This is a genomic window from Pseudomonas sp. 8 R 14, from assembly GCF_900005955.1.
GTDB lineage: Bacteria > Pseudomonadota > Gammaproteobacteria > Pseudomonadales > Pseudomonadaceae > Aquipseudomonas > Aquipseudomonas marginalis.
Genome location: NZ_CVTH01000073.1, coordinates 1 through 20,719, shown reverse-complemented (window position 1 = coordinate 20,719; position 20,719 = coordinate 1). Strand labels below are relative to the sequence as shown.

The window sequence follows — 20,719 nt, the reverse complement described above, 5'->3', positions numbered from 1 at the left end:
TGCTCGCTCAATCGCCTTGGGAAATCTTGAAGTTTATTACTTCATCGAAACCCCAAGAGATATTTGGAGCGTCTGCTTTGTCTGCCGCTTTGAGCTCATCGCCCGGAATGTTTCTGATCATGAATTCGCGTTGAGCTTTCTTCTCAATATCGGACATGCAGTGCGGTACACAAACCGTAACTTTGAATGTTTTCGGTAGATGTTTTGTGAAGTTTAAAAATTCTGTTCTGGTGAAAAGGGGGAGTCGAACGATCAGGGCGGTTTCATTCGGTCGGGTGAAATATTCCTCGGCAAATTTGTTAAAGCGAGAAATGTAGCGCTCGGCGAATATGACTGCGCGGACGTTCGGCACATTGGCAAAGGTGATTAGCTTTTCTCTTATTTGTAGAATTTGTTCGTCCTTTGCATCGTCAAACGCGTCAATGTCCGGAGTCTTGCCAAGTTTGGCGCAAATTTCTTCAATCCCAATATTGAGTGTGAGGTTGTTCTTGGGCGGCGCTACGTTAGCTCTTATGGGTTGTTGGTCAATTGCCAGTGCAAGCTTAAGTTCGAGCTCAGAAATAGTATTTCTGTATTCGTTGTTGAGCAGAGTTTGTCTTTCCAGTGAGTTGGAGATTGTGTGGCTATAGAGTAACGACAAGTCACTGTTCATTAAGGTGGTGACGTGTCGATTGATGGCTTCCTGTAATTCAGCTTCATGTCTGGCTTGGTTTCGCGCGATAAGGTCTTTGTAGTGTGACTCTGTCTTATTAATCGCGCTCTGAGTTTGTATCTCTACCTTTTTATCGTGGCTGTCAGTAAGCTCGGAAATGCTCCGGCTGCCATTGATGTAGGGTTTGAGGTCATCATAATAGCGATCTAAGGCCTGGCGGCTAATGCCTGCGCGTTCAGATAAATCTTTAAGCTTGAGTTTCTTGGATGTACCAGAAATGTAATGCTCGATGATAAGATCGATGATGAGTTTGCGCCGCTCATTTCCCTGGGTACTAGTCGCTTCTGGAGAGGCTTCCAGGGGGGCTTCGTAGGCTTGCTGGTCGAGCGAGGTGCCTTGCTTATAGTTAGACATGGCTCACCTCGATCAGACGCTGTTTGGGACGGTTATCCGGGGCTTTGTCCATACTGCCAGTGGCTTCGAGGTTCTCCAGATGACGCTGGGTGGCGTTAATCCTTCGCGTCAGTTCGTGCTCGGCTACTGAGGAAAGCTGTCCGCCGCCACGATTCAGTAGGGTCGTATAGAAGACAATATTATCGCTAAGGGATGTCTTGGCTGATTCCAGGACGACGATCTTCTTGCAGTCTGGCTGGCAATTCGAAGCGTCAGGTTGGTAGTTGTCGTTCAGGGCTTTACGGTTCATCAGGCAAGGCGGGACATTGTCTGCATGGTATTGCTCCCCGGACAGACAGAAGGTTCCCACTGCAGTTCTGCGCACGAAGATTTGCTCTCCCGCAGCGAGCAGGTGGCTTATGTAGGACATTAGCGAGACCTTCAGTTGTTTGCCTGAGAACTCGTCCGGGCGCTTGGAGATCTGATCATAAATCCTAGTGGCGGCATCGCCTGAATAAGCCCCATAGCGAATGCCTGCCACTATTTCATGGAATTCGCGCGTGTAATTTTTCTCAATAGCCAAGGCAACTGTTCTGACCATCAACGGGTTTCGCGAAATATATTGAAGAGTCATGGCGTAGCTTTTGTGCCCAAAAAGCGCTCTAATAATGTCGATGTTCCGCTCATCGCGATTTATCAAAATTTCAGCAATTGTTTTCCTGAACCTGTGGCAATGAATGCGTTCTACGTCCACGGCATTTCGAAGAGAGACAATCACTCCTTGGATTACTCCGCTCGTTGAAGTCTTCACATCTTTTGAGGAAAGGTTGGACTGGAAGAGCCAGCCGCTCCTCTTGAATTTAGCTATGTCTCGGAGCTTTTCGAAATCGCGAATCGCGTCTCCAACAAACTTGGGAATAGGTAGTTCATCTTCTTCACCGAAAGTAGGATTGTGCGCGGTTTTAAAGCGGTGGATCTTCAGCCAGTATTCGCCGTTGTCGTCAAGGCGCAGATCAGAGAATTTGATCGGGGATAGTTCCGATTTTCGGGCACCTGTGATCAGCGCCACCATAATGAAGATCGCGTTTCTTACGCTGTCCAAAGCCCGGCTGTACTCTGTCAGCCAGGTATAGGTGAAAAGAGGCTTGTTGTGCTTCAAGCTTTTCCGCAGCTTGTACATCATTACCTGTTTACCATCAATCTCTATGCTTGTTCGCTTCTCGAAATCAGGCACAGGGTACGCTCTGACCAATGCACCATCCTTAAGACTTTCAAGGCCCACAAGGTAATCGCGCAGCTTCAGCAGCTCAGGGACAGCTTTTTCGATCCAAAACAGAGAGTATTCGGTCAAGGACTCCAGATCTTCTTCCGAATAAGGTATCCACGAGCTAACGTTGCCTCTGAAGTAGCGTTGGTAAATGTCTTTTCGGAGTTCTGGGTTATCAAATTCGGTCAGGCTGACACCAATTCGAAGATCTTCTGGGATAAGTTTGTTGTCAGAGATTAAGATCCAGAGGCGTAGCATCTGGTAAAGTCCGAATAAGTCGGATTTTTTTGGGGCCTTTCGGGCTTTCTCGATAGCGGCTCGAATCAAATCCATTGAAATCAGTCGAATATGCTCAGGCTTTGCAGTCAGGTGAAAGTCCCTGAAGATATAATCTTCTAAGATCCTGTATATGAAACCTTGGTGTCGTGCCGTAGCGTAGCTGCGGATATTACCCAGTGGCGCATACTCGCGTACGGTGTGGAAAATTATCGCACGCTTAAGGGAATTTGAACCCTGTACTTCCCTGGTAAAGTGCACGTTATTGGGCGCGCCGGATCCGCTGCGTGGAAAATGCCAGATGTCATCGAGATAGCGGGAATAATTCGATACAGGGAAGTTTCCCCCACTGGCAAGTAGCTTGTTCTTTAGCGAAAACGCCGGGGTTTCTCGGATATTACCGAAGGTCTGCTCGAAATCTTCATCGATTTCATCTTTGCAGTCTTCATCTTCCGCAGCACTTTCCAAGGCCAGGTCATCAAAGTCGCCATCTCCACCCTCATCATCCTCTTCATTCGTTCCCGCTTTTGACTTAGGGGGTGTGTGCTGGCTGCCTGAGACGGCTTGAGGGGCCTCGTCCTGGGCCTCAACCAGATCGTCATCTGAGGCTTCGTTCAGGGCTTCTTCGGGCGCATCGGTATGAGCTTCAGTACAGGCATCGGTAGTGGAGGAGGGCGCAGTAGTATGGCTGGTCATGCTCTTGATCTCCCGGGTGGCATTTAGATGTAAGGTATCCGGGCCACGGGTTAATACTTCGGGCTTGCGGCTTGTATTCCGGCTTAGACGCCGAAGTCTTCACTCTCAAAAATAATCTCTAAGAGTTTCAGGTCTCGGGGCAGCATTGGAGTGTTCCGTCGGCGATAACGAGAGGCAGCCTTCGTGTCGTCTTCATCGCCCCATGCCTCCAAAATGTACTGGATGGCATCAAGCTCTCGCTGGAATCGACTATCAAATCCAATATCGGCATCGCGCTCTTCGAGATATTCCTGAAGATGGCTCGCACGCTCAATCAGGAAGGGCAGTGAGTCTTCGAAAATCCGGACTTGACTGCAGAAAATGCACTCGGAAATTGCGAAGCACTTTTTACCCGTGGAGTAGATGATTTCTGATCCTACCCAGTCAGGGTTGTCCTGATCAGCGCACGCCCACAGCGCTTTTGTATGCCCTGGAATGTGAAATACTTTTAACTTGCCCGATGCTTCTGCTTGCGCATGTGCCGCAAGCAAGCCTTTGAACTGCCGGGCACGAAGGAGCTCAATGATTGCTTCAAGTTCAGATCGCAGCCGCTTCATACGTTCTTGGCGTGCAGCGCCTGAGTCGTCATAGAAAATATCTGTTGTATCGCGATCAGCATGCCCCATGGTTGACGACAGCAGAGATAAGGGGCTGTTCTTCTTTTTATGCAATAGCCAGGTTGGGCGAAGACGCCTGGTTAGTTCCTTTGCAGTAGTCAGGCGTTTCCCATTGTCGATAACCTCATACATCTTTAGAAAGTTACGGATCCCGACCAGGAATGTCGGCATGTAGGCGATGGAGGTATAACGCCCACCTTTACGCCAGTCTGACTTAAGTCGGACGCAAGAGAAGAGTGGATTCATCCTTTCTTCATAGGTTGCTGCGGGAACGCGATCCAAGGGAAACTGCGCCAGTGGCTCGCTAAGGCGTTGGCAAAGGCCAATCAAGCAGTAGAAACTCAAGGGATCGTCCGTTCGAGAAGGAAGATGGATCCTCTTGGGTTTTTCGAAGTTCTGCCCGATGTTCTGAGATTTGTTCTTCTCCGAGTAGACGACCCGTATCGCTTCCTCAATTGCACCTGTGAGAATATGTTCGTAGTTACCTTGGTCAACGGCCAGCACGGTTTCTTTGTTCCAGCCGGACTGGAACATCATGAATGTGATCAGGGCCGCCATATCCTCCATAGTGGGATAATACAGCGCCATAAGATCATCAATGTTATAAGTCCTGTTTTTTGACTTGACTGGATTTGCTGTCGACATTCGATGAAGAAGGATTTTGATGACGTCATCACATCCGTCTTCCAGCTTTATCAAACGCGGCTGGTCATACGTCTCCATCAGCTCGTCTAGAGTTAGATTGAAGGGAAACTTGTGAACCAAAAATGTCTTGAGCGCCCGAGCGCTGTCCATCGGCCAATTTCTGACGCTTTTTTCGAAAGGATCGGTCAGTCCATCAAATTGAATGTTGTCGCGCTCTTTGCGATAAATCGCCTTAAATTTTTTGATGCCGTTGGGATCGATTGCCAGCGCCCGAATTTCAGGATCAGGAGACCTCGCAAAACGGGAACGATAAGAGTCGCGATGGGCATCGCGATTCATAACTTCGACATGCTTCTGCCATTCAAATAATCGCTGTCGAGTTGGAGTGGGTCGGATTTCCTCCATGACCTCTTGCGCAAGGTATGGCTCCGCCTGATGAACCTCCGCTCGGAATTCGAGCTTTTTATAGAGCGTCAAGATATGCGTCGAGCAGGCAGTCTGCAGGCTCTCAAAACCATCTTTAAACAGAGGCTCTGTTTTCTTGGCCCTACCAATGGTGATGAAAGGCAGCACCAAGCGAGGCAGAATGCCAAGGTCACCCACTTTGGCAGTCGCTGTTTTCAGCTTGATGATGTTTACCGGCGAGTGCCCTTCCCTCGTCAAGAAATCTTGATAGCCCAAGTACACCTCGGTGTTGATGTCGGTGTACTTGGTGATATGCAAGGCTGGAGGGTTTCGTTTGTTCAGTGTGTCGATGTACTCAAGAAGCGTTTCGATACCATTACGCAAGCCGTACGCGTCGGAAGCGTTCGCCTCATAGGCAAAGCTCACAAAGAGAATGTGCAGCGACTGGCACAGGTCGGTGCTCGGATCGAAATACGGACTTTTCAGGTACCGGCATGTGATCCACTTGTCGTTAGCCACTAGCACCGATGTGATCTCCGAATAGTTAGCCGGAGCAGTGCCCATCAGGTAGTCGACGTCGCAAGTCGGGGGCTGGGTATCGATCGTTGCGCTCATCGTCTCAACCCTCCTCTTGTCCGCTAGGGGAAATGACATTTCCGCTAAGGCGATCAGTCGGAGCGGTCGGCTTGTTCGAATCGCCTGATGCCTTTGAGTCGGTTGAGTTCTCGCAAGCCGCCCATGCCCTGTCCACCGCCGCACAGAGCTCTTCCAGGCCCTGATCGTTCATGATCAAAACGTCCTCTGGCAGGTGATCAATGCCGTCCTCAGAGGAGTGGGCATTCACCTTCATCAAGTCTGGGCGCTTGATGTGCCAGATCTTTCCGTTGTGCCGGCGTAGGAAGGCTGCTTCGTTCTCGAAGCGAATGTCTTTTATGATGATGACCTGGGCATCTGCAGGAACCTGGCGTCGGGGCTTGAGAGCTTCATGGGAGCGTTGGCTTCGGCGCTGATTGAAGTCCGGGTACATCTCTAAGGCGTGGCGCTTGAGCAGGCTGATGGCCTCGCGCGGGGTTAGCCCCCACTTCGCATCGAATGTATCGAGCTCTGTTGTGACCTGGGCGGATGAGAAGTCAAAGAATGCTTGTGCTGCAAGGATGAAGGGGGCTTCTTCAGGCAGCAGGGCTTCGGGATCTACAGGGCGGGTAGGGCTGTTGGCGGGTCGATTAATCTCCCGCTCCGCTCTCATCAGCCAGTGGTCTGGGTTATGATGACGCATCCATTCAGTACCAACCGCCTGGAAGAACTCCCGAGGTGACCGGCCCCAAAGCGCAATGGGCTGCTCCTTGAGATTGTCATCCCAGGCCTCTGCATCTGATAGACCAAACATTGCCTGGCAACCCACTTTGAGTGGATCGGCCAGAGCGAAAGCTGCAACGTTAGAATGGGATAGCAGCATGGAAGCCACCGTGTCCTTTCCGGATCTTGCCAGGGCTGCAAGGCCAATGATTGTTCTCACTTCTTCTCCTTTTTCCTGCTCAGAGCCTTCGGGCTATGGGCTAAGATATGGTTTACATTTCAAATGAAGGGAATATATCACAGCTTGTTTACGTTTCTGATGAAGGGAAAACAAGATTCCACGTATGCCTACCAGGGCGGTGGCCGGGGTTTGTCCCTGGCGCGTATCGCCACGTTGGAAACCTTTGTGCAGGGTGATCTACGTCCCGACCTGACCCTGTTGTTCGACCTGCCGGTGGCAGTGGGCATGGCCCGCGCCAGCGCCCGTGGGCGTCTCGACCGTTTCGAACTGGAAGGCCAGGGGTTTTTCGATGCTGTGCGCAGCGCGTTTCTCAAGCGCGCCCAGGCTGAACCGGCGCGCTACCACCTGCTGGACGCGGCCCAGCCGTTGACGCAGGTGCAGCAGGCCATCGACGCCCTGTTACCCAAGCTGTTGGAGCGCGCCCGTGGCTGAAGCCTACCCATGGCAGGACAGTCTCTGGCAGCATTTGGCCGGCCGTGCCCAGCACGCCCACGCCTATCTGCTGCATGGGCCGATCGGGATTGGTAAGCGCGATCTGGCTGAGCGACTCATGGCCAGCCTGCTGTGCCAGCGCCCGGTCAACCTTGAAGCCTGCGGCGCGTGCAAATCCTGCCTGTTGCTCAAGGCCGGCAGCCACCCGGACAACTACCTGCTCGAACCCGAGGAGGCCGATAAGGCGATCAAGGTCGACCAGGTGCGTGACCTCGTCAGTTTCGTGGTGCAGACCGCGCAGATGGGCGGGCGCAAGGTGGTGCTGATCGAGCCGGTGGAGGCGATGAACATCAACGCCGCCAATGCCTTGCTCAAGAGCCTGGAAGAACCCTCCGGCGACACGGTGCTGTTGCTGGTGAGCCACCAGTCCAGCCGCTTGTTGCCGACCATTCGCAGCCGTTGTGTACAGCAGGCCTGCCCGTTGCCCAGCGAAGCCATGAGCCTGCAATGGCTGGCGAAGGCGCTGCCGGATTGCTCCGCAGAGGAGCGGATCGAGTTGCTGACCCTGGCGGCCGGTTCCCCGCTGGCGGCCGTCAAGCTGCAAGCCCAGGGCGTACGTGAGCAACGCGCCCTGGTTGTGGATGGGGTGAAAAAACTGCTCAAGCAAGAGCTGTCCGCCACCCAGTTGGCTGAAAGCGCCTGGAAGGACATTCCCTTGCTGCTGCTGTTCGACTGGTTCTGTGATTGGTCGAGCCTGATCCTGCGCTACCAGTTGACCCAGGATGAAAACGGCCTGGGCCTGCCGGACATGCGCAAGGTGGTGCAATACCTCGCGCAGAAAAGTGCCCAGGACAAGGTGCTGACTATCCAGGACTGGATCCTCGCCCAGCGCCAGAAGGTGCTCGGCAAGGCCAACCTCAACCGCGTGCTGTTGCTTGAAGCGCTGCTGGTGCAGTGGGTTGGCTTGCTCGGCCGCCGTTAATTTCCTTGGCCGACGGGTGTATCGTTGGCCAGACACTTTCCGTGACCTAAGTCGTAATTTCCTATGCTTGTAGATTCCCATTGCCACCTTGATCGCCTCGACCTTGCCCAGCATGGCGGCTCCCTGGATGCTGCCCTCGACGCTGCACGCCAGCGTGGGGTAGGGCATTTCCTGTGCATTGGCGTCAGCGCCGAAAATGCTGCCGACGTCAAAGCCTTGGCTGAGCGTTATGCCGATGTGGATTGCTCGGTGGGTATCCACCCGCTGGACCTCAAGCCCGGCGAAGCCCCGGCCCTCGACTGGCTGCTGGGCGAACTCAATCACCCGCGCGTGGTGGCCATTGGCGAAACCGGCCTGGACTACCATTACGAGCCGGAAGCCGCCGAGTTGCAGCAGGCCTCGTTTCGCCTGCATTTGCAGGCCGCCCGGCAAACCGGCAAACCGGTGATTGTCCACACCCGCGGCGCCCGTGCCGACACCCTGGCCCTGTTGCGCGAAGCCGCGTTGCCCCAGGCCGGCGTGTTGCATTGCTTTACCGAGGATTGGGACATGGCCAGGGCAGCGCTCGACCTGGGCTTCTATATTTCCCTGTCGGGCATTGTCACTTTCCGCAATGCCGATGCCCTGCGCGACGTGGCGCGCCAAGTGCCAGCCGACCGCCTGCTGGTGGAAACCGATTCGCCGTACCTGGCGCCGATTCCCCATCGTGGCAAACCGAACCTGCCCGAATATGTACGGGATGTGGCGGACTACCTGGCGATGCTGCGCGGTGAGTCCTATGAGCGCTTTGCCGAGCAGACCACCGAGAACTTCAAGCGCCTGTTCCCGCTGGCCCACGTCGCCGCATGACACGACTGAATCGCAGGCAAAAAAAACCCGGGTTCTGGGGGGTGAATCCGGGTTAAGACCATTAGGAGTAAAACAAGGGCACACAGTCCGTCGGTACCCAGGTCGGTGCTTCACTTGGGGGAGATGTCACGCCGACAGTTCAAGTATTGATCAGTATCTGATTCAGTCCAGTCGCGACTGATCGTTTTTTAAACAGATTTGGAATACATGCGCTTCGCTTGAGTTCTCATTGGGCAGATGCACGGGTGCAGTTGTTGCGTATTATTTCTGACTGATAGGCATGAAAACGTTGGCGCCTTGAAAGTAAAGTGCAGGGCGGGTTCACATAGACGTTGCCCAACGACCGTTCAGTCGGGATAATCCCTCGCACTGGGTAAATCGTATCGCCATGTATTCGTGGCCCTGCGCAGCCCTCCCTATTCCGACCTTTGCAGACCTCTTCCTCATGCACAAAGAACCCCGTAAGGTCCGTGAGTTTCGCCGCCGTGAGCAGGAAATTCTCGACACCGCACTCAAGTTGTTCCTCGAACAAGGCGAAGACAGCGTCACCGTCGAGATGATCGCGGATGCCGTGGGTATCGGCAAAGGCACGATCTACAAGCACTTCAAGTCCAAGGCCGAGATCTACCTGCGCCTGATGCTCGACTACGAGCGCGACTTGAACGAGCTGCTGCATTCGGCCGATGTCGACAAGGACAAGGAAGCGCTGTCCCGCGCCTACTTCGAGTTCCGCATGCGCGACCCGCAGCGCTACCGCCTGTTCGACCGCCTGGAAGAGAAGGTGGTCAAGGGCCATCAAGTGCCGGAGATGGTCGAGGAGCTGCACAAGATCCGCGCCTCGAACTTCGAGCGCCTGACCCTGCTGATCAAGGGCCGCATCAGCGAAGGCAAGCTTGAAGACGTACCGCCGTATTTCCACTACTGCGCCGCCTGGGCCTTGGTGCACGGCGCCGTGGCACTGTACCACTCGCCGTTCTGGAGCAATGTGCTGGAAGACCAGGAAGGTTTCTTCCAGTTCCTGATGGATATCGGTGTGCGCATGGGCAACAAGCGCAAGCACAGCTCCGAGCCGGCACTGGTTGAAGCGGCCCCCGTCGAAACCCCGGCCACGTAATGATTTGCTGCCAGGCGCAGTAACCCAGGAATATACTCAGGCAAGGATATTGCTAAAAGCTGATTTATCAGTCAGTTTTTAGCACGCCCGAATCATCCTCTGCCGGAGTGATCCATGATCGTTGATCGTCAAGGCAGGCGTTTTCGCAATTTGCGGATCAGCCTGACCTCAGCCTGCAATTACGCGTGTACCTACTGCGTGCCGAACGGCAAGCGGCTGGTGGCTGCCCAGGACGAACTCTCGGCCGAGGCCATGGCCCGTGGCGTGGCCTACCTGATCGAGGCGGCAGGCATCGAGCGCTTGCGCATCACCGGTGGCGAGCCGCTGGTCAGCCCCAAGCTGGAAGCCTTCATGGGCGCCGTGGGCGGCATGGGCCTCAGCGACATCAGCCTGACCACCAACGGCCAGTTGCTGGCGCGCAAACTGCCGCTGCTGGTGGATGCGGGGATTCGGCGTATCAACGTCTCCCTCGATACCCTGGATGCCGGCGCCTTTCGCAGCATCGCCCGTGGCGGCGACCTGGCGACCGTGCTCGATGGCATGGACCAGGCGCGTGCTGCCGGGATCAAGATCAAGGTCAACATGGTGCCGTTGCGCGGCCAGAACCTCGACCAGGTGATGCCGCTGCTCGACTACTGTCTGGAGCGTGGCTACGAGCTGCGTTTTATCGAGTTGATGCGCATGGGCCACCTGGCCAAGGACTCCAATGCATTCCTGCAGCAGTTCGTCAGCCTGCAACAACTGCTCGGCCTGATCGGCGAACACCACGAATACCTGCAAGCCAACGCTCCCGTGGACGCCACGGCGGTACGCTACGAAGTGCCGGGCAAAGGCTTCTTCGGCGTGATCGCCAACGAAAGCGTACCGTTCTGCCGCACCTGTTCACGGCTGCGCTTGTCGTCGACCGGCTGGCTGCATGGCTGCCTGTCGTCGAGCAACCGTCACTATGTCGGCGACCTGTTGGACAAGCCTCGCCACCAGGCGCTGCCGGCCCTGCAAGGCCTGCTGATGAAGGCCTTGGGCGATAAGCAGGAAGTGGCCTTCTCCGGCGGTGCGACGATCATGAAGATCATTGGCGGATAATGCTTTCCCAAGATTAGACATCATCCAATGTGGGAGGGAGCAAGCCCCCTCCCACATTTAGTTCTGCGTTGTTTCCAAATGGCGCGGATTCTGCATCTCGTGTCCATTCGCCGGTTTTCCGTCACCGGCTTCTGGAGGATTAGGATGCGTAGTCTGGTTTTGTTGCTGGCGTCGTTGACGCTGAGTGGTTGCATGACCGTCAGCGATATGGCCGAAGGCACCCGTTATCAGATGAGCGACGCCGGGTTGCTGGACCACAGCGACACTCGTCGTACCGCCTCGGTGCGCATACAGCCGGATTCCTTTGTCTTTATCGCCCAGGGTGCATTTGTACCGCCCGGCAGCGCCTACCCGCGGCCGAATGTGGTGGCCGAGGAAGCCTTCAACGGTTTCGTCGAATACTTCCCCATGGTGCGTCGTGCTCGTCAGCCGGAAGGCCTGGAGCAGGCGATGGCCGAGGCCCGTGCGGCGGGTGCCCACTACCTGCTGTACTGCCGTTTCGCCAAGGCCGATGACCGTATCGGCAACGCCGACGAATGGGCTGATCAAGAGGCGCTGGACCGGCTTGGCCTGGACAACGGGGTAATCCAGATCATGTTGATCGAGACCAGCACCCAGTATTTGATTGATACTGCACGTATTCGCAGTCGTGGCGGTTTACTGACGTTCCACGACAACAAGCCAGAAGACCTGATTGCCCGCCCCTTGGCGCAGTACGCCCGAGGCCTGTTGGGCATGGGCGATCAGTAACACCAAGGAGAACACCATGACCGATTCCGCCAAGGCCAACGATCTGTTGGCTCAGTTGCCCAAGGGCAAGGGACCGGCGCCGGTGCATCTGTGGAACCCGGATTTCTGCGGCAACATCGACATGCGCATCGCCCGTGACGGCACCTGGTTCTACCAGGGCACGCCGATCGGGCGTAAGCCGATGGTCAAATTGTTCTCTACTATCATCCGCCGAGATGGCGATGATTACTTCCTGATCACCCCAGTGGAAAAAGTCGGTATCACCGTCGATGATGCGCCCTTTGTCGCGGTTACTCTCGACGTCGAAGGGCAGGGCGAAAGCCAGGTGCTGCGTTTCACCACCAACGTCGACGAGCAGGTTGCAGCCGATATTGAGCATCCACTGCGGGTGGTGATCGATCCCGTCACCCAGGAACCGTCCCCCTATCTGCGCGTGCGTACCAACCTCGAAGCCCTGGTGCATCGCAATGTGTTCTACCAATTGGTGGAGTTGGCAGTGAGTCGCCCGATCAAGGGTCAGAACTGGCTTGGCGTATGGAGCGGCGGCGAGTTTTTCCGTATTGGCCTGGAGCCGTGAGACCGGTTTTTTCATCTCCCTGAAATAATTCGCTTGCTGCAAATGGCCGCTTTCGGTTATCAATTTGTACATGATTAGACATGTCCGATTTGATAAGAAAAAACGCGTCGTCGACGAGCTCATCCGCCGTATCGAGGGAGGGGTGATGGCCGACGGTTTCCTGTTGCCGGGCGAGCATCAACTGGCTGAAGAGTTTGCGGTCAGCCGGGGCACGCTGCGTGAAGCCCTCGCCGAACTCAAAAGGCGCAATTACATCGCGACCCAGAGCGGCGTGGGCTCCATCGTCACATTTGATGGCATGGCGCTGGATCAAACCAGCGGTTGGGCCCAGGCCCTGGCGGACACCGGGGCCCTGGTGACCACCGATATTCTGCGCCTGGAAGCGGTGACGCGCGCCGATCTGTTCAGTCGCTTCGGCACCGACCAATTTATCGCCCTCGACCGCCGTCGCCGCACGACTGATGGCACGGCCGTTTCCCTTGAGCGCTCGCTGATGCCCGCGTCCGGTGGCCTGGAAAGCCTGCCGCGCGTTGGGCTGATCGATAATTCCCTGACCATCACCCTGGCAGCCTACGGTTACGTCGGTGCCGAAGGTGACCAATGGATCGGCGCCGAGCCCCTCAGCGATGAAGACGCCGAGTTGCTTGGCCGCCCGGTGGGCACGGTGTTCCTCAAGGCCTCGCGCACCACCTACGATCGCCGCGAGCGCTTCATGGAGTACGTCGAAAGCCTGCTCGACCCTCTGCACTTTCGCCTGCACCTGCAGTTTGGATCTTCAAAATGACCCCCAATACCCGCGCCCTCGGCGCTTTCTACGGCCTGGCGTTGGGCGATGCCCTGGGCATGCCCACCCAATCCCTGAGCCGTGAGCAAGTGCAACAGCGCTTTGGTGCCATTACCGGCCTGGAAGATGCCGACGCCGACCAACCCATCGCGCCCAATATGCCGGCGGGCTCCATCACCGATGACACCGAGCAAGCGATCCTGGTCGGTGAGCTGCTGGTCGAGGGCCGAGGCAAGATCGACCCCGCCGTGCTCGCCCGGCGCCTGATCGATTGGGAAGCGGTGATGCGCGCCAAGGGCTCCCAGGATCTGCTCGGCCCGTCGACCAAGCGTGCAATCGATATGATCCTCAACGGCCATACCCCGGAAGAATCCGGGCGCTACGGCACCACCAATGGCGCCGCCATGCGCATCACCCCAGTGGGAATCGCCGCCGATGTCAGCGACCCGGCGCGATTTATCCAGGCGGTGATCCAGGCCTGCCAGGTCACCCACAACACCAACCTGGGCATCTCCAGCGCCGCGGCAGTGGCGGCGGTGGTGTCCGCGGGCATCAACGGTGTGGACTTGGGTGAAGCCTTGAATATCGGCACCCAGGTGGCTCAACAGGCGGAAGGCCATGGCCATTGGATTGCCGGCGCGCGCATCTCCACCCGTATCAGTTGGGCGCGCACCCTGAGCGTCGGCAGCGGCGACACAGCCCTGTTCGCCGACCTGCTGTATGAATTGATTGGCACCTCCGTCGCCTCCCAGGAGTCGGTGGTGGTGTCGTTTGCCCTCGCCCAGCAAGTGGCGGTGGGGGCCATGAACGCGTTCGAAGCCCTTTGCCTGGCCGCCAGCCTGGGCGGCGATACCGACACGATTGCCGCGATGCTCGGCGCGATGCTCGGTGCCTGCCTCGGCCTGCAGTGCTGGCCCGAATCGATGATCAAACAGGTCAAGCAGGTCAACGGCCTCGATCTGCAGCCGCTGGTTCAAGGCTTGCTCGCATTGCGCTGAGTCAGGAAGACCGCGTATCCGCCACAACCACAACAATACAGGCACCAGGAGCACCACTCATGAGCAGCACTTCTTCCGGCCAAAGCGCCGGGCAATTGGAAACCCGCGGTATCGAACCGGTCCCTGAAGGCGAGTGCAACGGCCATCCACTGCAACTGTTCTGGGTGTGGTTCGCCGCCAATATCAGCATCCTCGGCCTGCCCCTCGGCGCCACCCTCGTGGCGTTTCGCGGCCTGGCCATCTGGCAGGCGATCATCGTCGCGATCCTCGGCGCCGCGGGCTCGTTCGCCGTGGTGGGCATCATCTCCATCGCCGGCCGTCGCGGCCGTGCCCCCAGCCTGACCTTGTCCCGCGCCATCTTCGGCGTGCGCGGCAATATCGGCCCGACGCTGGTGTCGTTGATGTCGCGCCTGGGCTGGGAAACCGTCAACACCACCACGGCGGCCTTCGTGTTGCTGTCGTTGTGTTCGATTCTGTTCGGCTCTGCGGTGGAGGCGAAAAGCGCACCGGTCCTCACCCTGATCTTCATCGGCATGTTCGTGTTGCTGACCTTGGCCGTATCGGGCCTGGGCCACGCCACCTTGCTGGTGATCCAGAAGTGGGCCACCTACGTGTTCGGCGCGTTGAATATCCTGGTGGGCGGTTTCCTCTGCGCCACCATCGACTGGAGTGCGGTGTTCAACGCCACCCCGGCTCCCCTGAGCGCGATGATCATCGGCATCGGCACCATGGCCGCCGGTACCGGTATCGGCTGGGCCAACGCCGGTGCCGACATGTCGCGCTACCAGCACCGCAGCGTCACGGCCGTGCGCCTGGTGGCGTCGGCGGCATTTGGTGCGGGCATTCCGTTGGTGTTGCTGATTACCCTCGGCGGCCTGCTGTCGGTTGGCAACAACGACCTGGCCGCGGCCACTGACCCGATCATCGCGATCCGCGACATGCTGCCCACCTGGATGGCGGTGCCGTACCTGATCACCGCGTTTGGCGGGCTGCTGCTGTCGAACAACCTGTCGGTGTATTCGGCCGGCCTGACCACCTTGACCCTTGGCCTGAAGGTCAAGCGCGTGCATGCGGTGATCGTCGACATCGTGGCGATCTTCGCCGGTTCCATCTACTTCATGCTGATCGCCGACAGTTTCTACGGCCCGTTCATCACCTTCATCTCGTTGCTGGCGGTGCCGATCACCGCGTGGGTGGGGATCTTTGTGGTCGACCTGATCCATCGTCACTACTACAGCCCCAAGGACCTGCTGGACGTGAGCCCAAGCAGCGCCTACTGGTATCGCGGCGGTGTGGAATGGCGTGCCTTCGGCGCCTGGGCCGTGGCCATCGTGCTGGGTTTCAGCTTCACCACCATTGGCACCACTGCCGAGAACATCTGGTTCGCCGGGCCGTTGTCCGACTCCTGGCTGGGCCACAATGGCCTGGGCTGGATCGTCACTTTCCTGGTCGCCGGTGGGATTTATGCGGTACTGGGCGGCGCGGCTGACCGTCGTCCGGCGTTGGTAGAGAGCCCTAATGTCTAGATTGCTGCACACCGGCCAGGTCATCGTCGACCTGGTCATGGCCCTCGACACCTTGCCTGCGACCGGCGGCGACGTGCTGGCCAAGTCCGCCAGCTTCGAAGCCGGCGGGGGCTTCAATGTGATGGCGGCGGCGCGGCGCAATGGCTTGCCGGTGGTCTATCTGGGCCGTCACGGCACTGGCCGCTTCGGCGACCTGGCCCGCGCAGCGATGCAGGCCGAGGGCATTGACATGGCCCTGGCGGCCAGCAGCGCAAAGGACACTGGCTTGTGCGTGTCCCTGACCGAAGCCACTACCGAGCGCACGTTCATTTCCCATATCGGCGTCGAAGGTGAACTCAGCCAGGAGGATTTGACCACCGTCGTACCGCGTGTCGACGACTACGTCTATGTCAGTGGCTACAGCCTGCTCCTGGAAGGCAAGGCCCAGGCGCTGATCGACTGGCTGCTGGCACTGCCCCGGGAAGTCGTGGTGGTGTTCGATCCGGGGCCGCTGGTCAAAGCGCCGGATTCGGCCTTGATGGGTGCGCTGTTGCCACGTATCGATATCTGGACCAGCAATGGTCCTGAAGCCTTGGCGTTCACCGGTGCGGCGAGCATCGCCGCCGCGTTGCCCGCGCTCAGTCAGCACCTGCCCGCCGAGACGCTGCTGGTGGTGCGGGACGGGCCGAATGGCTGCTGGGTGGGGCGTGCGGGTCAGATCGAGCATGTGCCGGGCTTCAAGGTGCAGGCGGTGGATAGCAATGGCGCGGGCGATGCGCATGCGGGCGTGTTTATTGCGGGGTTGGCGGCTGGGTTGAAACCTGCTGCGGCAGCACAGCGGGCGAACGCAGCGGCGGCCCTGGCGGTGACGCGTTGGGGCCCGGCAACTTCCCCAGGCACCGCTGAAGTCGACGCATTACTTACTGACTGAACATAGGCCAAGCATGTGAGAGGAAGGCTTACTCCCTCTCACATTGGGTTTTACATGAGGACTACTGGCGCGTCTCACCTTCGAGTTTGCGCGCCTCGTCCACACCCGACGCCGTCAACTTGATCGGCAGATTCAGCGAGTATTCACCGGCGTCGTCGGTGGTCACATGCCCATCCTTGATCAACCCGCGGTCCTGCAGAAATGCCAACGCACTGGCGACCACTTTCTCTCCGCGGTAGTTATCCAGCACCTCCTTGCCCAGCCCCTGGGGATGAGCGTGCAGCAGGCGGGTGAGGACTTCTTTTTCAAGGTCTTTATCGACGTTCATGCGTACCTCTTCATTGGGGAATGATCGGGTGTTGCGATTGTGTGAAGCGTTAAGGCGCAGGCTGTTTCGGCGCGCCCGGCAGGTTCGAGTCATCGCCTTTATTGATCTTCGGCTCATTCACCGAAGGGCCCATTTTGCCGTTGCCGACGGCAGCGGGAGCCTGGCGTTGGGTATCGTGGCCCTGGGTATGCGGGTCGGCACCATTGGTGTTATCGATGACCGCGCCGCCGTTGGTGTCCAGGCCGGTGCCCATGGATTTCTGCGATTCGGTGGTGGCGTCCGGGTTGGTAGGACCGGTGGACGACGTGGCAGCGAAACCACTCAGCGAAACCGAAGACAACAGGCCGGCAAATGCGAGGGCGGCAAACTTGGAATGCTTCATGAGGGTGTCTCCATATGATTGATGTCCTTACCCTCTATTGGTCAGTTGTGCCTTGATGATCGTGCCTGGGTGGCGACGAACGGTGCCGTGGCACCTGTAAGATTTTGTGTGTCGGCTGCCGGGTTCCCCATAAATTGCACTGCAATCAGTCATCAAAGCGCCTTAGTATGTGTGCTTTGAAATTGCCAAGGCTCGCCCATGACCATCGAGATTCGCCCCGCCGTGCCCAGCGATGCTGCGCAGATCCTGACTTTCATCACCGAACTCGCCGAGTACGAGAAAGCCCGGCATGAAGTGATCGCCAGCGTGGTGGACATCCAGCGCAGCCTGTTCAGCGAGGGCGCCACGGCCCATGGCCTGATCTGCTCGCGGGATGGTTTGCCGATTGGGTTTGCGGTGTTCTTTTTCAGCTATTCCACGTGGCTGGGCAGCAACTGCCTGTACCTGGAAGACCTGTACATCAACCCGGAACAGCGTGGCGGCGGGGCGGGCAAGAAGCTGTTGCGTCATTTGGCGAAGATTGCCTTTGATAACGGTTGCGCGCGCTTCGAGTGGAGCGTGCTGGACTGGAACGAGCCGGCGATTGCCTTTTATAAATCCATCGGCGCCCAGCCGCAGGAGGAGTGGGTGCGCTATCGCATGGAAGGTGATGCGCTGCGGGATTTTGCTCTCGGCTGAAGCCACCTTCTTGAACACACTGTAGATCAAATGTGGGAGGGGGCTTGCTCCCGATAGCGGTGAATCAGTCAGCCTTTCTGTAGCTGACGTGCCGCTATCGGGAGCAAGCCTCCTCCCACATTATTTTTTGATTTTGCTCACTATGTGGGATGCAAATTTATATATTGAGATGTTTCAAATGATGGGTTTATAGTCGTCTGCATCAGCACTCACTGCCAAAAATAAAACAGGTGACGCGATGCAGGCCCAACCGTTGTCATTACCCGCTGTGCCCGAGCCAACCTACGGCGAGCGCCTGAAGAACAAGGTGGTGATCATCACCGGCGCCGCTCAGGGCATTGGTGAGGCGATCGTCGCGTGTTTCCAGGCCCAGCAGGCGCGCCTGGTGATCGCCGATATCCAGGGCGAAAAGGTCGAGAAAGTCGCTGCCCACTGGCGCGAACGCGGCGCCGAGATCTACGCCCAACCCGTCGATATCACCTCCAAAGCGCAATGGCTGGCGTTGGTCAATGTGGCCATTGAGCGCTTCGGCCGGGTGGATGTGCTGGTCAATTGCGCCGGGGTCAACGTGTTCCGCGACCCGCTGGAGATGAGCGACGAAGACTGGCGCCGTTGCTTCGCCATCGACCTCGACGGCGCCTGGTACGGCTGCCGCACGGTGCTGCCACACATGATCGAGCAGGGCATCGGCAACATCATCAATATCGCCTCCACCCATTCCAGCCACATCATTCCCGGCTGCTTCCCTTACCCCGTGGCCAAGCACGGCCTGCTCGGCCTTACCCGCGCCCTTGGCATCGAATACGCGCCCAAGGGCATCCGCGTGAATGCCATCGCCCCGGGCTATATCGAGACCCAGCTCAACGTCGACTACTGGAACGGTTTCCCCGACCCCCACGCCGAACGCCAGCGTGCGTTCGACCTGCACCCGCCCAAGCGCATCGGCCAGCCCATCGAGGTGGCGATGACGGCGCTGTTCCTGGCGACCGACGAGGCGCCCTTTATCAATGCCACCTGCCTGATGATCGATGGCGGGCGGTCGGTGATGTACCACGACTAGAACTTGCCACTCCCAATAACAACAAGAGGTGCCGTTCATGAAAAAAGCAATACGCGTACTGGCAGCTGCCGCCGTGCTCAGCGGCCTCAGTACTTTCGCATTTGCCGAGGAAGTGAAAATCGGCTTCCTGGTCAAGCAGGCCGAGGAGCCGTGGTTCCAGACCGAATGGGCCTTTGCCGAAAAAGCCGGCAAGGAACATGGCTTTACCGTGATCAAGATCGCCGTGCCCGATGGCGAGAAAACCCTCTCGGCCATCGACAGCCTGGCCGCCAACGGCGCCAAGGGCTTTGTGATCTGCCCGCCGGATGTGTCCCTGGGCCCGGCCATCGTCGCCAAGGCCAAGGCCAATGGCCTGAAAGTGATTGCCGTGGATGATCGCTTTGTCGACGCCAAGGGCAACTTCATGGAGGACGTGCCGTACCTGGGCATGGCCGCGTTTGAAGTGGGCCAGAAACAAGGTGCCGCCATGGCCGCCGAAGCGAAAAAACGCGGTTGGGACTGGAAGGACACCTACGCGGTGATCAACACCTTCAATGAACTCGACACCGGCAAAAAACGCACCGATGGCTCGATCAAATCCCTGGAAGAAGCCGGCATTCCCAAGGACCACATCCTCACCGCCGCGCTGAAAACCCTCGACGTCCCCGGCAGCATGGACGCCACCAACTCGGCCCTGGTCAAGCTGCCCAGCGGCGCGAAAAACCTGATCATCGGCGGCATGAACGACAACACCGTGCTCGGCGGCGTGCGCGCCACTGAAAGCGCCGGTTTCGCCGCCGCCAACGTGATCGGTATCGGCATCAATGGCACCGACGCCATCGGCGAATTGAAGAAAGCCAACAGCGGCTTCTTCGGCTCGATGCTGCCAAGCCCGCACATCGAAGGCTACAACACTGCGCTGATGATGTACGAGTGGGTCACCAAAGGCACTGAGCCGCCTAAATACACGGCCATGGATGAAGTGACCCTGATCACCCGCGCCAACTTCCAGGAAGAACTGACCAAGATCGGGCTGTGGAAATGACGGCGGCGGCCCTGCGTTTCGACGCTATCGGCAAAACCTTTCCCGGGGTCAAGGCGCTGGACGGCATCAGCTTCACCGCCCACCCGGGGCAGGTGCACGCCCTGATGGGCGAGAACGGTGCGGGCAAGTCGACGCTGCTGAAGATCCTCGGCGGCGCCTATATTCCCAGCAGCGGCACGGTGCAGATCGGCGCGCAGACCATGGCGTTCAAATGCGCCGCCGACAGCATCGCCAGCGGCGTAGCGGTGATCCACCAGGAGCTGCACCTGGTGCCGGAAATGACCGTCGCCGAAAACCTGTTCCTCGGGCATTTGCCCTCGCGCTTCGGCGTGGTCAACCGGGGCCTGTTGCGCAAGCAGGCCCTGGCTTGCCTCAAGGGCCTGGCGGATGAAATCGACCCCGAGGAAAAACTCGGGCGCCTGTCCCTGGGCCAGCGCCAACTGGTGGAAATTGCCAAGGCGCTGTCCCGTGGCGCCCATGTGATTGCCTTCGACGAACCGACCAGCAGCCTGTCGGCGCGGGAGATCGACCGCTTGATGGCGATCATTACGCGCCTGCGGGACGAGGGCAAAGTGGTGCTCTACGTGTCGCACCGCATGGAAGAGGTGTTCCGCATCTGCAACGCGGTCACGGTGTTCAAGGACGGCCGTTACGTGCGCACCTTCGACGACATGAGCGCGTTGACCCACGACCAGTTGGTGACCTGCATGGTCGG

The 20,719-nt window shown here is 57.9% G+C and carries 20 protein-coding genes and 1 pseudogene; 15 read left to right on the top strand and 6 right to left on the bottom strand.

The annotated features are described in order from the left end of the window. Positions 1 to 7: 7 nt before the first annotated feature. From BFQ01_RS18220 to BFQ01_RS18205, 4 genes are all read right to left on the bottom strand, one after another. Positions 8 to 1,066: a hypothetical protein gene (locus tag BFQ01_RS18220; RefSeq protein WP_065926352.1), complete on the bottom strand. Its 1,059-nt coding sequence runs from the start codon at positions 1,064 to 1,066 to the stop codon at positions 8 to 10. Then, positions 1,059 to 3,284: a tyrosine-type recombinase/integrase gene (locus tag BFQ01_RS18215; RefSeq protein ID WP_065926351.1), complete on the bottom strand. Its 2,226-nt coding sequence runs from the start codon at positions 3,282 to 3,284 to the stop codon at positions 1,059 to 1,061. The genes BFQ01_RS18220 and BFQ01_RS18215 overlap by 8 nt, the downstream gene beginning before the upstream one ends. An 83-nt stretch (positions 3,285 to 3,367) precedes the next feature. Then, positions 3,368 to 5,605 (bottom strand): hypothetical protein, encoded by a 2,238-nt coding sequence (locus BFQ01_RS18210; protein WP_083244903.1) that lies wholly within the window; start codon positions 5,603 to 5,605, stop codon positions 3,368 to 3,370. A 4-nt stretch (positions 5,606 to 5,609) separates the two neighbouring features. Continuing rightward, entirely contained in the window at positions 5,610 to 6,506 is an 897-nt protein-coding gene (locus tag BFQ01_RS18205; RefSeq protein WP_065926350.1) for a deoxynucleotide monophosphate kinase family protein, read from the bottom strand. 114 nt (positions 6,507 to 6,620) lie between these two features. Between BFQ01_RS18205 and BFQ01_RS18200 the strand changes: the two are divergent. The 11 genes and pseudogenes from BFQ01_RS18200 to BFQ01_RS18150 all read left to right on the top strand — a co-directional run. Then, positions 6,621 to 6,959 (top strand): annotated as a pseudogene (locus BFQ01_RS18200) (dTMP kinase); the annotation flags it as partial. Continuing rightward, a complete protein-coding gene (locus BFQ01_RS18195; protein ID WP_065926349.1) occupies positions 6,952 to 7,941 on the top strand; it encodes a DNA polymerase III subunit delta' in 990 nt (329 codons plus the stop codon). The pseudogene BFQ01_RS18200 and the gene BFQ01_RS18195, both read left to right, overlap by 8 nt. 63 nt (positions 7,942 to 8,004) lie before the next feature. Further along, positions 8,005 to 8,790 (top strand): TatD family hydrolase, encoded by a 786-nt coding sequence (locus BFQ01_RS18190; RefSeq protein WP_065926348.1) that lies wholly within the window; start codon positions 8,005 to 8,007, stop codon positions 8,788 to 8,790. Positions 8,791 to 9,235: 445 nt separating this feature from the next. After that, complete coding sequence (locus BFQ01_RS18185; protein ID WP_027607814.1) at positions 9,236 to 9,904, top strand: TetR/AcrR family transcriptional regulator; 669 nt, start codon at positions 9,236 to 9,238, stop codon at positions 9,902 to 9,904. A 114-nt stretch (positions 9,905 to 10,018) separates the two neighbouring features. Further along, on the top strand, positions 10,019 to 10,987 hold the full coding sequence (locus BFQ01_RS18180) for a GTP 3',8-cyclase MoaA (protein ID WP_065926347.1): 969 nt from the start codon (positions 10,019 to 10,021) through the stop codon (positions 10,985 to 10,987). A 144-nt stretch (positions 10,988 to 11,131) separates the two neighbouring features. Continuing rightward, positions 11,132 to 11,737 (top strand): DUF4823 domain-containing protein, encoded by a 606-nt coding sequence (locus tag BFQ01_RS18175; protein ID WP_027607816.1) that lies wholly within the window; start codon positions 11,132 to 11,134, stop codon positions 11,735 to 11,737. Positions 11,738 to 11,753: 16 nt separating this feature from the next. After that, positions 11,754 to 12,314 (top strand): DUF1285 domain-containing protein, encoded by a 561-nt coding sequence (locus BFQ01_RS18170; RefSeq protein WP_065926346.1) that lies wholly within the window; start codon positions 11,754 to 11,756, stop codon positions 12,312 to 12,314. 70 nt (positions 12,315 to 12,384) lie between these two features. Continuing rightward, entirely contained in the window at positions 12,385 to 13,098 is a 714-nt protein-coding gene (locus tag BFQ01_RS18165) for a GntR family transcriptional regulator (protein ID WP_051429403.1), read from the top strand. Further along, entirely contained in the window at positions 13,095 to 14,096 is a 1,002-nt protein-coding gene (locus BFQ01_RS18160; protein WP_065926345.1) for an ADP-ribosylglycohydrolase family protein, read from the top strand. Before BFQ01_RS18165 ends, BFQ01_RS18160 begins: the two co-directional genes overlap by 4 nt. Positions 14,097 to 14,155: 59 nt before the next feature. Next, on the top strand, positions 14,156 to 15,622 hold the full coding sequence (locus BFQ01_RS18155; RefSeq protein WP_065926344.1) for a purine-cytosine permease family protein: 1,467 nt from the start codon (positions 14,156 to 14,158) through the stop codon (positions 15,620 to 15,622). After that, a complete protein-coding gene (locus tag BFQ01_RS18150; RefSeq protein WP_065926343.1) occupies positions 15,615 to 16,532 on the top strand; it encodes a PfkB family carbohydrate kinase in 918 nt (305 codons plus the stop codon). The genes BFQ01_RS18155 and BFQ01_RS18150 overlap by 8 nt, the downstream gene beginning before the upstream one ends. Before the next feature lie 61 nt (positions 16,533 to 16,593). Here the strand turns inward: BFQ01_RS18150 and BFQ01_RS18145 are convergent, their stop codons facing one another. After that, positions 16,594 to 16,860 (bottom strand): hypothetical protein, encoded by a 267-nt coding sequence (locus BFQ01_RS18145; RefSeq protein ID WP_027607822.1) that lies wholly within the window; start codon positions 16,858 to 16,860, stop codon positions 16,594 to 16,596. A 49-nt stretch (positions 16,861 to 16,909) separates the two neighbouring features. Next, a complete protein-coding gene (locus BFQ01_RS18140) occupies positions 16,910 to 17,242 on the bottom strand; it encodes a hypothetical protein (RefSeq protein WP_027607823.1) in 333 nt (110 codons plus the stop codon). A gap of 198 nt (positions 17,243 to 17,440) precedes the next feature. Between BFQ01_RS18140 and BFQ01_RS18135 the strand changes: the two genes are divergently transcribed. From BFQ01_RS18135 to BFQ01_RS18120, 4 genes are all read left to right on the top strand, one after another. Next, positions 17,441 to 17,920, top strand: coding sequence for a GNAT family N-acetyltransferase (locus BFQ01_RS18135; RefSeq protein WP_027607824.1), 480 nt, complete (start codon positions 17,441 to 17,443; stop codon positions 17,918 to 17,920). A gap of 238 nt (positions 17,921 to 18,158) precedes the next feature. Next, positions 18,159 to 18,980 carry an SDR family oxidoreductase gene (locus BFQ01_RS18130; protein WP_065926342.1) on the top strand — a complete coding sequence of 274 codons (822 nt, stop codon included), beginning with the start codon at positions 18,159 to 18,161 and terminating at the stop codon, positions 18,978 to 18,980. 37 nt (positions 18,981 to 19,017) lie between these two features. Beyond that, positions 19,018 to 20,004, top strand: coding sequence for a substrate-binding domain-containing protein (locus BFQ01_RS18125; protein ID WP_065926341.1), 987 nt, complete (start codon positions 19,018 to 19,020; stop codon positions 20,002 to 20,004). Beyond that, a partial coding sequence (locus BFQ01_RS18120; protein ID WP_141691294.1) for an ATP-binding cassette domain-containing protein occupies positions 20,001 to 20,719 on the top strand: 719 nt, incomplete at its 3' end. The genes BFQ01_RS18125 and BFQ01_RS18120, both read left to right, overlap by 4 nt.

Excerpts from the sequence above, each read along its gene's own strand:
- BFQ01_RS18220 (WP_065926352.1), bottom strand. The coding sequence starts at position 1,066 with ATGTCTAACTATAAGCAAGGCACCTCGCTCGACCAGCAAGCCTACGAA.
- BFQ01_RS18215 (WP_065926351.1), bottom strand. The coding sequence starts at position 3,284 with ATGACCAGCCATACTACTGCGCCCTCCTCCACTACCGATGCCTGTACT.
- BFQ01_RS18210 (WP_083244903.1), bottom strand. The coding sequence starts at position 5,605 with ATGAGCGCAACGATCGATACCCAGCCCCCGACTTGCGACGTCGACTAC.
- BFQ01_RS18190 (WP_065926348.1), top strand. The coding sequence starts at position 8,005 with ATGCTTGTAGATTCCCATTGCCACCTTGATCGCCTCGACCTTGCCCAG.
- BFQ01_RS18185 (WP_027607814.1), top strand. The coding sequence starts at position 9,236 with ATGCACAAAGAACCCCGTAAGGTCCGTGAGTTTCGCCGCCGTGAGCAG.
- BFQ01_RS18180 (WP_065926347.1), top strand. The coding sequence starts at position 10,019 with ATGATCGTTGATCGTCAAGGCAGGCGTTTTCGCAATTTGCGGATCAGC.
- BFQ01_RS18175 (WP_027607816.1), top strand. The coding sequence starts at position 11,132 with ATGCGTAGTCTGGTTTTGTTGCTGGCGTCGTTGACGCTGAGTGGTTGC.
- BFQ01_RS18170 (WP_065926346.1), top strand. The coding sequence starts at position 11,754 with ATGACCGATTCCGCCAAGGCCAACGATCTGTTGGCTCAGTTGCCCAAG.
- BFQ01_RS18165 (WP_051429403.1), top strand. The coding sequence starts at position 12,385 with ATGATTAGACATGTCCGATTTGATAAGAAAAAACGCGTCGTCGACGAG.
- BFQ01_RS18160 (WP_065926345.1), top strand. The coding sequence starts at position 13,095 with ATGACCCCCAATACCCGCGCCCTCGGCGCTTTCTACGGCCTGGCGTTG.
- BFQ01_RS18155 (WP_065926344.1), top strand. The coding sequence starts at position 14,156 with ATGAGCAGCACTTCTTCCGGCCAAAGCGCCGGGCAATTGGAAACCCGC.
- BFQ01_RS18150 (WP_065926343.1), top strand. The coding sequence starts at position 15,615 with ATGTCTAGATTGCTGCACACCGGCCAGGTCATCGTCGACCTGGTCATG.
- BFQ01_RS18145 (WP_027607822.1), bottom strand. The coding sequence starts at position 16,860 with ATGAACGTCGATAAAGACCTTGAAAAAGAAGTCCTCACCCGCCTGCTG.
- BFQ01_RS18140 (WP_027607823.1), bottom strand. The coding sequence starts at position 17,242 with ATGAAGCATTCCAAGTTTGCCGCCCTCGCATTTGCCGGCCTGTTGTCT.
- BFQ01_RS18135 (WP_027607824.1), top strand. The coding sequence starts at position 17,441 with ATGACCATCGAGATTCGCCCCGCCGTGCCCAGCGATGCTGCGCAGATC.
- BFQ01_RS18130 (WP_065926342.1), top strand. The coding sequence starts at position 18,159 with ATGCAGGCCCAACCGTTGTCATTACCCGCTGTGCCCGAGCCAACCTAC.
- BFQ01_RS18125 (WP_065926341.1), top strand. The coding sequence starts at position 19,018 with ATGAAAAAAGCAATACGCGTACTGGCAGCTGCCGCCGTGCTCAGCGGC.